The 12,727-nt window shown below is 48.1% G+C and carries 10 protein-coding genes; 3 read left to right on the forward strand and 7 right to left on the reverse strand.

The window, feature by feature from the left end; translation table 11 throughout:
- Window positions 1-13: 13 nt before the first annotated feature.
- A complete protein-coding gene (locus tag BMZ54_RS25605) occupies window positions 14-1,006 on the forward strand; it encodes a PorP/SprF family type IX secretion system membrane protein (RefSeq protein WP_089918847.1) in 993 nt (330 codons plus the stop codon).
- A gap of 18 nt (window positions 1,007-1,024) precedes the next feature.
- A complete protein-coding gene (locus BMZ54_RS25610; protein ID WP_089918849.1) occupies window positions 1,025-2,848 on the forward strand; it encodes an OmpA family protein in 1,824 nt (607 codons plus the stop codon).
- Between the two features lie 51 nt (window positions 2,849-2,899).
- Here the strand turns inward: BMZ54_RS25610 and BMZ54_RS25615 are convergent, their stop codons facing one another.
- Window positions 2,900-3,955: a hypothetical protein gene (locus BMZ54_RS25615; protein ID WP_143081133.1), complete on the reverse strand. Its 1,056-nt coding sequence runs from the start codon at window positions 3,953-3,955 to the stop codon at window positions 2,900-2,902.
- 179 nt (window positions 3,956-4,134) lie between these two features.
- Here BMZ54_RS25615 and BMZ54_RS25620 point away from each other — a divergent pair, with 179 nt between their 5' ends.
- Complete coding sequence (locus BMZ54_RS25620; protein ID WP_089918854.1) at window positions 4,135-5,460, forward strand: hypothetical protein; 1,326 nt, start codon at window positions 4,135-4,137, stop codon at window positions 5,458-5,460.
- A 5-nt stretch (window positions 5,461-5,465) separates the two neighbouring features.
- On the opposite strand, the gene BMZ54_RS25625 is transcribed toward BMZ54_RS25620, so the two are convergent.
- From BMZ54_RS25625 to BMZ54_RS25650, 6 genes are all read right to left on the reverse strand, one after another.
- Window positions 5,466-6,797, reverse strand: a complete 1,332-nt coding sequence (locus BMZ54_RS25625) for a DEAD/DEAH box helicase (protein WP_089918856.1) — start codon at window positions 6,795-6,797, stop codon at window positions 5,466-5,468.
- A 132-nt stretch (window positions 6,798-6,929) separates the two neighbouring features.
- A complete protein-coding gene (locus BMZ54_RS25630) occupies window positions 6,930-7,820 on the reverse strand; it encodes a right-handed parallel beta-helix repeat-containing protein (RefSeq protein WP_089918858.1) in 891 nt (296 codons plus the stop codon).
- Window positions 7,821-7,970: 150 nt separating this feature from the next.
- Window positions 7,971-9,251 carry a mandelate racemase/muconate lactonizing enzyme family protein gene (locus BMZ54_RS25635; protein ID WP_089918860.1) on the reverse strand — a complete coding sequence of 427 codons (1,281 nt, stop codon included), beginning with the start codon at window positions 9,249-9,251 and terminating at the stop codon, window positions 7,971-7,973.
- An 18-nt stretch (window positions 9,252-9,269) separates the two neighbouring features.
- Window positions 9,270-10,217, reverse strand: coding sequence for an RraA family protein (locus tag BMZ54_RS25640; RefSeq protein WP_089918862.1), 948 nt, complete (start codon window positions 10,215-10,217; stop codon window positions 9,270-9,272).
- Between the two features lie 10 nt (window positions 10,218-10,227).
- Window positions 10,228-11,784: a gluconokinase gene (locus BMZ54_RS25645; RefSeq protein ID WP_089918863.1), complete on the reverse strand. Its 1,557-nt coding sequence runs from the start codon at window positions 11,782-11,784 to the stop codon at window positions 10,228-10,230.
- Between the two features lie 11 nt (window positions 11,785-11,795).
- Complete coding sequence (locus BMZ54_RS25650; protein WP_089918865.1) at window positions 11,796-12,683, reverse strand: AraC family transcriptional regulator; 888 nt, start codon at window positions 12,681-12,683, stop codon at window positions 11,796-11,798.
- Between the last annotated feature and the right edge of the window lie 44 nt (window positions 12,684-12,727).

The following is a 12,727-nucleotide window of genomic DNA, read 5'->3' on the forward strand; positions in this document are numbered from 1 at the left end:
AAAAGTGTTAAAGATGCAAACAGTAATCAGAGCAGGAATAATTGTCTTGCTGTTAAACATAGGATTAAGCGTAAATGCGCAACAGAACATACAGTTCAGCCAGTACGTCTTTAACGGCTTAAGTATAAATCCTGCTTATGCCGGATATAAGGAAGACCTGTATGTGAATGCCGTGTACCGTCATCAGTGGGCCGGCTTTCCCGGCGCGCCGCGTACCGGCGGAGTATCTATAGATGGTATTACAGGTGAAAAAGTAGGGCTTGGGTTACAGATGTTATTTGACAAGCTGGGCCCGCAGGAAGCGCTGTCCTTATATGGCTCTTATTCATACCGCATACCATTGGACGATGAAGGCACACGGCGCTTATGTTTTGGTATAGGCGGCGGCGTTACCCAGTATTCCATAGATGGCAATGCCCTGCGATATACCGACAATGACGATGTAGCCTTGCCACTGGGTAAAAAGAGCGTTTGGGTGCCGGATGCCCGTTTCGGGATCTACTATTACACACCGCGGTTTTATGCCGGGGCTTCTATTATGGACCTGTTTTCGCTGTACACAGATGCTTCCCGCTATTCCTGGAAAGGGAACAATTATTCCACTATCCGGAAAACGCAGCACCTGTATGTTACTACCGGCGCCATGTTTCCCTTATCAGAATACCTGCAGCTAAAACCATCCATATTGGTAAAGGAAGATTTTAAGGGGCCAACAAATGTAGATGTGAATGCATTTCTTCTGATCAATGAAGTACTCTGGATAGGCGCCTCTTACCGCACCGGCGTAAAATTGTGGAATAAAAATAACCTCCCGGGTGATCTGAACCAGCTGGATGCTGCCAGTGCAATGGTGGAATATTATGTTTCAGAGAAGATGCGCATCGGTTATTCCTATGACCTGAACGTGAATAAAATGGCAGGCTACCAGGGCGGCTCCCATGAAATATCCCTGGGATTTTTATTCCCCTCCAAAAAATATACTGTGCAGAACCCCCGATATTTTTAACCACCTTACTTACGTTCTATGATACGTTGCAGTTTAACATTAGCCCTATTAATAGTACTTAGCGCCAGGCTGTATAGCCAGGAACAGAAAAGCGTATTACGGTCGGCAAATGAAGCGTATGCCCGGGAGGAATATGCGGTGGCAGGTGCGCTTTATAAGCGGCTGGCACGTAGCAGGGGAGATAAAATGCCGGTTGACCAGTGGATGAAAATGGCCCACTGTTATCAGGAGATAGGTTATTTTAAGGAAGCAGCTGATTTTTACCAGCATATCATCAACCGGCCGGACCATCCATCCTCCGCATATTTTGCATATGGGGAAGCCCTGCGGCAGCTGGAACAGTATGATTCCGCCAGGCAGCAATATACCCTGTTCTCCACCGGCAATACAGACAGCCTGCAGCTGAAGGCAGTGGCATTGCAAAGCTGCGACAGCGCTGCCGTATGGGCCAGGCATCCTGCTTCCGTACAGCTGAAGGCGTTAAAGGAACTGAATACATCCGGCTCCGACCTGGTAAGCGGTGTGGTTCAACGGGGATTGCTGTTAATGTCAAACGGTTACCGTTCACTGGGGCTGAACGGCGGGGCAGAGGCGCACCCGGCTACGGATAAACGTACGGAACAACCTTATTATAAAGCATACGTTTATAAACAGTATTCACAGGGTAACGCCAATATGTTCCTGGAAGAGCTGGTACCTGCACTTTTAGGTAAGGCCGACTATCATATAGGGCCGGTTTGTTTTAACAGAACCGAAGACACCCTGTATGCCACTATCAATATACAGGGAAAAGATATACCCTACACCGGCAAAGGTCCTGTTAATGGTATCAGGCGCCTGCAGATCTTTCAGTCCATAAAAAAAGACGGGAAATGGACACCACTGGTGATGTTGCCGGGGTTGAACGTGACCGGCTATTCATCCAGCCATGCTGTACTGAACAGCGACGGAAGTATCTTATACTTTGTATCAGACCGGCCGGGAGGCTATGGACAAACAGATCTCTGGTACTGCGAAAAGCAGGCAGATGGCAGCTGGGGCCAGCCGGTTAACTGCGGTGATAAGGTAAATACCGTAGCCGCAGAAATTTTTCCCACGGTTAATGAAGATGGCATCCTGTATTTTTCCAGCAAGGGATACGCCGGTTTGGGAGGATATGATATCTATCGCGTAAAAGGCAGTAAAGCCAGCTGGGAAGTGCCGGTGAATATGAAAGCTCCGTTCAATTCCGGTGGCGATGATATAGGGCTTATACTGAAGCAAAATGGTTATGAAGGGTACCTGGCATCCAATAAACCAGGGGGTATGGGCCGTGATGATATTTATTATTTTGCTGACCCCAATTACTTTAACAGGATTAATGGGAACCCTTCTCCGTATGATGAGCATAAAACGACAGGTAATAATAATGTGCCCGGAACTGCTACCCCCGGCGGGCAGCCAGCACCGGTTATAAGAAAACATACCGCGGAGGAAGAAGAGGATAAGCGTCAGCTGGAACAGCTGAAGTTCTATTATGATTATAACAGCGCGTCCCTGCTCACGGAATCACGAAAGGTTTTAGATATGGTGGCAGGCGTGCTGAAACGGAACCCTGGCTGGAAGATGGTGGTTGCCTCTTTTGCAGACAGCCGTGGCCCCGATCAGTATAACACGGATCTGTCGGCCTTACGTTGTTATGCAGTAATAGACTATCTCGTTAACAAAGGTATTGATCCTAAGCGGCTGTATTATACCAATAAAGGTGAGCAGGATCCCGTGAACAAGTGTAAGGATGAGGTGCCGTGCTCGGAAGAGGAATATAAGCAGAACCGGCGTTCAGAGCTAAAAGTTCGCTGGTAAAAAATAACAGAAGCCGCCTCAGGGCGGCTTTTTTGTTAGTACCGGCCGGCTTTAATTATTTATTTTCTTCAATGTTATTGTCATTGGATCATTCCCCATCATTCCGGTCAGTATTAAATTTCCCGCGGCGTTAACCGGAGACATTGCAGCTGTGAAAACGGGTTTTCCCGCCGGAGTACGCCATTTTATTTCCAGGTGATCGTTCTCTTTTTTATAAACACCATACCATCTTCTTTGCAGGCTGTTATATTCAAATACACATCCGTTTTTACTATCAAAGTACACGAGGGTAAGTATGCTGTCGGCGCAGCTGGTACGGCTAAGGATCTGCTGATCTATCTTTAGCTGCTCCACTTCATACTTTCCCCTGAGCTGTGGGTCGTGATCCGGTTTGCCACGCATAGCAATTAACAGCAGGGGGATATAAATAATAGAAAGACGTACCGCCATTTTTAAATATTGGGGAAAATGAAGCGCGGGCAGCTGATCTTTTGCCGCAAAAAAGAATTCCTTTAGCCGGTTAAATTCTATGAACAGGAAATACAAAGTGCCGGAGAGCATGATGGAGACGTGAACAACTACGGTGGGGCCGATCTTATAAAAAATATCCATCAGTAAAATGTTTACCAGCACAGGCAGCAGGATGAAAACGCCTGCCAGTCTTGTTCTGTGGAACAGGAGCAGCATCGCTCCGGTTAGCTGGCACCCGGCAATAATACAGCCAAAGGGATAAGAGTAGCTGAAAAAGGCCCAGAACAGGTCCTGTGATGAAAAGCTGCTGTAAGGGAGGTCCAGCTTGCTCAGTGACACAACAAATTGCAGATGAAAAAGTTTTTCCCATCCAAAGGTAGCCAGGTCAAAGGCCACGCCATAACGTAAAAGACCTTGCCAGAAAGCCAGGGTGGCCGGATGATTGGTTTTCCGGAGCTGCCATATAACTGCATAAATAATAGCAGCAACCAGCAGCAGAAGCGGCACAATACTCATCATCCTGACCGGGATCCATGCCCGCAGGAATGTAAAGCTTATGCGTAAGGTGGAAGCGCCGATTACCAATCCTGCCAGGGTGCAGGTAATGAGTTTCTTGAAGAAGGAGATCTGCTGCATACAAGATAAAGAGGGTTGATAAATATAATATTTAGAAGAAGATGCAGGAGAAAAGATTTTCCATAAGCACTTTTCACCGCCGGGGTTAGCGGAATAATGATTTATCATTTATCTTTAGAAGGAATGAAGGGCGTACCAGTGCCCTCCGGCTGCAAAATAACCAGTTAAAATCCCATTCAATGCCTCATGATCACGAAACAATCCCCGGGCATCCCCCGGGAAGGGCAGCAGCCCATAACAGTTATGCAGCAGGCATTAGTGTACCCGCTACTACCCCCCATCAGTTATTAAAAGAAGGAGGCCCGGCCAGCGCCGCACCATTTGTACTGCAGAAAGCTTCCGTATCAGGGCAGCCCGCACCGGGCCGGTTTGTGCTGCAGCAGGGTAGCATGAATGGAGGGCAGCCGGTAACGCAAACAGCGCCATTCCGGTTAAAAGGTGATCATGCAGCTCAAAGTATTATACAAAGAAAGAAGATCCCCTTTAATGGTGAGGATGGAGAGCAGCTGGATACGGAAGAACCGCATAAAATAACAAACTATGTTATCGCTTTATTAAAGCAGGGCAACAATCAGGAAGTGGACAGGTTGTTGCTGCACCTGACAACAGCAAGTGACCGGGCAAGCGACTACGAGGGACTCAACCAGGCGCAATACGTGGCGAGAAGTATCAAACAGCTGGTAACAGCCTGGCAAATTAAACGGCAAACACCGGAGCCTGTACCACAGCAAACAGCACCGGAAATAGTACCGGTAGATGATGGACCTGTTTTGAATGCCTTGAAAACAAGGAATGTAATATTAGCCGGCGAAACGCATGGGATGGAAGGAGTAGAGGGAAAGGAAAAACAGGTATGGGGTGAAAAGGGTATACAGGTTGTATATGAGAACGGAGTTATAAAGACCGGTGAAGGCGCTGTAAGCCCGGATCCCGGAGCTTTGCGCATCCTGTATTTTATGGAGCAGTTTTATGAGGCTTTGCTTGCCTATAAGCGGGGAGAGGGGGGTGCTAAAGGTTTAATGGATGTAGCCTACGAAAAATGTATAAAGGAGCATGGCGACTATACTCCTAAACAAATAGAAACAGGATTAGTCTATAAAGGGAAGCCTATCATGTCTTACGAAAGGTTGATAGAATATAAAACTATTATGTATGAGACCCTGGAGCTGGCGGACAAGCATGAACAGGACAGAGAAAAATTCTTTGGCCTTCAAGAGGTCAGAGGCCCGGCCGATGAAATGCTCGGGTTAATGGATGATATAAAGGAAGCAGCAGGCAGGGACGCAGAGGACACCAGCCCCATCATGCGGGAGCTAAGATCAGATGTGATGTACAATTCAATAATAAATGATCTGCATCCCGGCGGTAAAACAATATATAAAGTGGGTAACAATCATGTTCTGGATATAGCGAAGAAAGTAGATCTGAGAACCATTAACTGGATCTTTAAACAAGAAGATTACCTGGCAGAGCTGGACAGGCTGTGGAAGGCAGGAACTAAGTAGTTTTCCTATTTCTTTTTAGCGCCCCGTGTTTTAGGTTTGCCATATTTCTTCATCATCTTATCAGCGTGCCGGATCTTCACGTTCACCTTTTTGTTCTTCGCTGATTTCTCATGAAAAGCAGCTCCGGCATCTTCGCGCTTGCGTTCTTTTAACACGATGTTTGGTACAATAAATTCCGGTTCTTCCTCTTTTGTATGTTTATCCGAGATCTCCAGGTGCTCCGGTAAAGGCAGCTCCGGGATCTTATAATTCATCAGGGTCTCTGCTTTTTCACGCAGCGGCTGCTCCTGCGCTGAAATGAAGCTGAGCGCTATCCCTTTTTTATCTAAGCGGCCGGTACGGCCAATACGGTGAATATAACTTTCGGGCAGCTCCGGCATATCAAAGTTGATCACATGTGTTACTTCGGCAATATCCAGCCCCCGCGCAATAATATCTGTAGCGATCAGCACCCTGTAATTACCTTCCTGGAATTGTTCTATGGCGTTAAACCGGTAATTCTGGTCTTTGTTGGAATGGATCACACCTATCTTATCCGGAAACTCTGCAGCCAATGGCTCATACAGCTCATCTGCCAGTTTTTTGGTAGATACAAATACCAGTACTTTCGTCATATCCGCCTGCTCGCGGATCAATAGCTCCAGCAGGTTTACTTTTGTGTAGAAGTTGGGAACAAGGTAGGCATGCTGACTGATATTCGTTAAAGGGCTTCCGGCAGGAGCTGCTTCAACCGTAACAGGACTATTAAAGAAAGTATCCATCAGCGCTTCCACCTCCGGTGTGATGGTAGCTGAAAAAAGGAGGTTTTGTCTTTTTGCGGGCAACAGATCCAGGATCTTCACCAATTGAGCGCGAAAGCCAAGGTTCAGCATTTCGTCCATCTCATCTATCACCAGCTGTTTAATGGCTTTCAATTTTAATGCGCCGCTCAGCACAATATCTACCAATCTGCCCGGCGTAGCCACTACCACATCCAGCTTACCCGCTGCTGTAGCCATTTGCGGGTTCATATTCACACCGCCATAGAAGCCGGCTACTGCTACGCTCATGTAGGGCGTAAGTCTTTTAACAGATTCCTCTACCTGCAGCACCAGCTCCCGGGTAGGTACAAGGATCAGGATCTGCGGAAACCTGTCTTTGGTGAAAGACCACATACGCAGGCAGGGCAGGAGGTAAGCGAACGTTTTACCGGTACCTGTTTGGGCAATGCCACACACGTCCCGGCCTGACATGGTTACGGAAAATACCCTGCTTTGAATAGTGGTAGGCGTTGTGAAATTAAGATCCTTCAGCGCTGCCAGTAAAGGTTTATTCAGATTTAAATCCTCAAAAGTCATATGTGCCAATAAAAAATGAACTACAAAAGTAGCGTTATTCCGGGGTTAGGCGAAATTCATATTATTCTTCAGGCACTGATAGAAAAAAGTGCCCCCAAAAATGATACACTTTTGAGGGCACTGTAAAGTAGATTAATACAACCTGTAAAACAGTGTTTTCCCATTACCAGTGCCGGTGCTGCCGGTAATGGTAATATGACCGGTATTTCCGTTCCCATCATAACCGGAGGCCATGTTATAGCTCGATGTGCAGTTTGTTACCGTATGCGGTACATTTTGGCCGGAGCTGCCCAGTTTAAAACCATTGCCATCCCCGTTGCCGCCATATCCGTTGTTGGTAGCAGTACAATTAGTGATGGTAACGGTAGAAGGCTGTCCGTACAGGTCCCAGCCGTCGTCTGAATTGTGGTTGGCAGTGCAGTGATCAAACTTGTTCCCTGCACCGGCCGATAATTTGCAGGCAAAACCATCCGCATTTTCACCACCGTTCTGCGTATCATAATTGTCATTGGATTTACAGTAGCTCACGTTATTGTGATGCGACTGGTTGTAGATCTGCAAACCGGAATCGTGATTACCCGAAGTAGTAACGTTATACACGTAGTTATAGCCGCCATACTGGAATACCAGCCCGCAATCAGGAGCATTCTTGATGTTCATGTTAGTGATGTTCCAGTAGCTCCCGTTACATTTTACACCCCAGCCGGATGAGATGCCGGAACAATCCAGCGTGCCGCCGGTGAAATTGATCTTGGCGCTGGAAGTACCGCTGTTAAGCAGCTGTAAGGTGCTGGTAAGTTTAATAGTGCCGCTGACGGTAATGATGTCGCCCGGCTGTGCTGCTTTTATAGCAGCTTTCAGGGCTGTTTCTGTGGTTACGGTTACGCTGGTGGCAGCTGCGGTAACAAGTGTGGCAGCAGATGAAGCCAGCTTTTCATCAGCAATGCCAGGGGTTACGCCATTGTTTTTTTGACAGCCGGCAAATGCAATGCACAGCAAAGTAATAAGGGTTCCATTTTTCATAACAGTGGGTTTTAATTATTAGGAGATAGTAATTAGGGTATGCTGAAATTCAGCAATTAATCGATAAGTTGATTGCCACTGCGTTGTTTTATTTACGCAATCGTTATCGGCAACGATTGCACGTAGGATCCCGTTATGCTGTTTTGCTGCTTACTCAAAAAAGGGTACCCCTGGTATTGCATATTTTTTCATGCCGGCTTCATTGATCTCCACGCCGATGCCCGGTTTATCCGATACCGTTATAAAGCTGTCTTTCACCCATTCACCATCATAGGTAACGATCTCTTTAAACATAGGCTGTGTATGAAAATAGGATTGCCATTCCATGATCATGAAATTAGGTACGGCTGCGCAAACATGCGCACAGGCCATGGCGCCCAGGAAAGAGGCTACCATGTGAGGCGCAAAGGGTACATAGTATAAATTGGCCAGGTTGGCAATGCGTTGTCCTTCTCCCAGTCCGCCGCATTTTTGCAGGTCCGGCATTACAATGTCTACAGCGCCTGTTTCCAGCATTCTCCGGAAACCATAGGCCAGGTAATGGTTTTCACCGGCGCAGATGGGAGTGCTCGTTGATTCGGTGATGAGCTTATACGCTTCTACATTTTCCGCTGGTATCGGTTCTTCCAGCCACATGAGGTTCAGGGGCTCCAGCCTTTTAGTGATGGCTTGTGCAGTTACCGCATCATATCGTCCGTGCATGTCGGCACAGATATCAATTTCAGGACCTACGGCCTGGCGGGCAGCACTCAGCTGATCGTACATGCGTTGCAGTTCGGCAGGGCTGGCCGTCCAGTTATACCGGTCGTATTTGTTAGGATCGTTGGCCTGGTCCAGGTCAAACTTAATAGCATTGAAGCCCATGTTTTTTGCTTTCGTAGCTGCTTCGGCAAAATCCGCCGGTTTGGGCAGGTGCTGCTGGTACAAAGCAGTATCGCAATATACACGTATCTTATCCCGGAACTTGCCGCCCAGCAGCTGGTACACGGGCAATTGCAGGGCCTTGCCGGCCAGGTCCCACAGGGCTGCTTCTATGGCTGATAATACGGCTACGTACATGCCCGACTGCGCCCCCTGGAAGAAACCCGATTTGCGGATGTCCTCAAACAGGCGGTGCACATTTAAAGGATTCTGCCCTTTGATGCGCTCACCGAAATTCTTTACCAGGTAATAGGTACCGGGAATGGCGTCCACGCCTTCGCCGCATCCCCATATACCCTGGTCGGTATATATTTTTACAAACAGGCTGCCCCTGATGTAACCGCATTTAACTTCGGTGATCTTTAGTTTGGAAGGAGCGGAAGCTTTGGGAGCGCGGTTCACGGCCTGTTCATATCCCTGTCCAAAGGCGGGTAAACCGGCCAGGGGTGCCATTGCGGCTGCTATGGCAGCTTTGGTTATAAAAGATCTGCGTGATGTTGGATTGGTCATTATAGTTCGTTTTTGGGTTTACCATGTTCTTCCTTTCAAGAATTCCTGTATCTGGCTGCTGGATACAGGCAGCTCGTTAATATGATCGTGCAGCCATTTGGAGAAATCTCTTTCTATCTCATCGCTCCAGCGCGAGTCGATCTGCCCGGGAGTATAGGTTCCTGCGCGCAGCCGCTCATGCCCGAACATATCGCGCAGGCGCACGATCTCAGAGGTTACCACCACCTTTTGTACCAGCTGGGGAGGAATGAATATCACGCCGCCATCCCGGCCCAGCACCACATCGCCGGGCATTACAGTGGCCTTGCCAATGCGGGTGGGCTGGTTAATGCCGGCAAGTGTGGTATTTAATTCGCCTGCAGGATTATTCAGGTGGTGCGATGGATGGTAGCTGCGAAAAAAAGAAGTGAAGGAGCCGATCTCTTTCAATCCTTTGATATCACGGATGGCGCCATCGTATATAATACCGTTGCCGGTTTTGGCATAAATGGAATTGCCAAGATTATCTCCTATGGTCGGGCCGTCTTCATAAGCGTCAAACTGGTCCACTACATACACATCACGCTTCACCAGCAGGTCAATAGGCCAGGAGTTTTGCGCTTTCACTCTTTTATCACGCACGCCAAACTGGTCTATAACGCGGTGCAGGTCAGGGCGGCCAGGCACAAAGATGGCGGTAACAGCGCGGCCTACCAGCACACTGTCGGGGTTAATGGTCTGCCATTCGCCTTCAAACTGGTGCTTGTAATTTTCATTCCGGAGTACGGCCCATGCTTCTTCCAGGGTTACCAGCTTCATACGGTCCAGCAGGCTGTCAGGTACTTTGGGTCTGCCATCGGCAAAGCGTTCGCCTTTCCATTCAGGTGTTAGTGCAATAAGCTGCTCGCGGCTGATCTGCTGGGCATGTATTGAGCCGTATACCCAAAACAGTAGTACGGCCATCAGCCAATATTTTGATCTGTGCATAGCAATAGGTTTATAATGGTGAATTATGTGGTAACAGGTTAGTGGCAGCATATTGCTGCTGCAGGTTGCCAATGGCCTCAAATTCATCAAACAATTTGGTGCTCAGCTTTTCAAAGATGTTGAAGTAGTCGGCATACATTGCATGGCGCTGTTGATCCGGCTCATACATATCAGGCAGCTCCACAATGCGGGCCGCTTCATCCAGCGATCTGTAAAGGCCCATTTCAGTAGCGCTCAGTAACCAGGCGCCAAAGCTTACGCTGTGAAATTCCCGCCGCAGGTGCACGGGTTTGTTGAACATATCTGCAATGATCTGGGTACAGAAGGGAGTAGTACCAAAGCTGCCGTTCACTGAAAGGCTTTTGATAGTGCGCTGTTCACCAAGGCTTTTACCAATGCTGTATATCTCGTACAATATGCCTTCAATGGTAGCGCGTATAAAATGTTTGCGCTCATGTTTAATGTTTATTCCAAAATAGGCGCCCCGGGCATTGGCATTCCAGATGGGCGCGCGTTCGCCCAGCAAATAGGGCAGGAACAGCAGGCCGTCCGAACCGGCTGGTACCTGCGCTGCTTCGTCCAGGAGCTGTTGTATGCTGTGTGTTATATCAAAGGGTTGCGTGAAATCGCCGAACTGTTTGGCAAACCAGTCAAAGATATTCCCGCCATTATTGGTCGGCCCGCCGCTTACATAACAATCGTCGGTAAGCAGGTAATTGAAAAAACGCATTTGTTCATCTTTCAGCACGGTGGGGCCCATTACCCGTACGGCCCCGCTGTCTTCAATGGTAATGGTGGCTTTTCCTTCGCCTTTTACACCGTCGCCCAGCGTGGCCAGGCAACCGTCGCTGGAGCCGATAAGTATTTTAACATCGGCAGGCAGGCCCAGTGATTGCTGGTAAGCCATTTTCAGCTTACCGGCAGTGGTAAATATGGGCGCCAGCTCAGGTAGTTTGGCGGCTGTAATGCCTGCATACTGCAAAGCATCCGCTTCCCAGGCAACGGTATGTATGTTCAGCAAACCGGTAGCAGAAGCAATACTATAATCTATCAGGTACTTACCTGTGAGCTGGTGAATGATATAACTTTTTATGGAAAGGAATTTACTGGTTTGTTTGAACCGTTCATTATCCTGGTTCCTTAGCCAGGCTATTTTCAGCAGGGGCGACATGGGATGAATGGGCGTACCCGTGGCTGCATACAGGCTGGAGCCAAGGGCCGACCGGCGCAGCTCCTGCGCTTCTTTCTTGGCGCGGTTATCGGCCCAGGTAATGGCGTTGCCGAGCGGATTACCATTTTTGTCCACTGCCAGCAAACTATGCATGGCTGCGCTGAAACAAATGCAGGCTACTTTATATTTTTTTGGGTAAATATATTGGTTCAGCAGGTTCTTTACCACATACAGGGTGGTGATAAAGATCTGTTCGGGATCCTGCTCACTGTGATCGGGATCAGTATGAAATGTAGGATAATGGCCTTTCATCGAATGGAGGACGTGGCCGCTGAGGTCAAAGGCAAAAACCCTTACCCCGTTCGTTCCCAGCTCAATAGTAATGATACATTCCATGTCTATCGTAATTATTTATTGTATAAATGATTTTTTCTGAACTCACTGGGCCGGTAACCGGTCAGTTTTTTAAAGGTGGTGGAAAAATGTTGCGATGAATAGAAGCCGGTATCCAGCGCTATATCTGTAACGCTGATATCCGGCCGCTTCAACAGCTTAATGGCTTCAGAAATACGGATGTTGATCAGGTAATTGATGGGTGAAAAACCGGAATAGCTTTTTACCCGCTCTGTGAACAGGGTGGTGCCCAGCCCAACCAGCGCCGCCATTTCTTCTACCGTCCATTGATAGCTCAGGTCCCGGCGCAAAGCCTCTTCAAGGTGCATGAATGTTTTGGGGAAGTCGCGGCCGGGATTGCTTTGCATGGTCATGTGCCGGGTTGTCTGTATCAATAGCTCATCAAGCTGGTGATTGACCCGCGTTTGATAACCTATTTCATGACCGGACAATTCTGCGTGTATGCATTTGAGTATTTTACCGGCTTCATTGAACCTGCACAAAACGGGGGAGTAGTTTAATAATAATATTTTGCCGATAGCGGCGCCTTCGCTTTCCGATAAGCCGCTCCACTTACCGGGCAGCAAATGGCCATTTTCCAGCTTTTGCATGCTGATATGCAGCCAGGTAAAGGAGCCGATATCCAGCACACCGTTATCGCTGCCAAATGGTACGCCGGGTAAAACCAGGGCCACATCGCCAGGATATAAAACATAAGGCTGATGATTGATGCGCCATCCGAATTTGCCATCCAGTATATAATACAGACGGATGTCTTCTGTGGCTGTGCTTAGAAAGGTATTGAGCTGAATAGCGCCATTCTTTTTTATGCCCAGTTCGGAAATATGCGGGAACAACCTCAGTTCTGCCGATTTACCGCGTTGTAGTACAAATTGATGCATAAGGTTTATCTAAATGCGGGGTAATCAGTTTCACTCGTGGAATA

The sequence above is a fragment of the Chitinophaga rupis genome, from assembly GCF_900109685.1.
Classification (GTDB): domain Bacteria; phylum Bacteroidota; class Bacteroidia; order Chitinophagales; family Chitinophagaceae; genus Chitinophaga; species Chitinophaga rupis.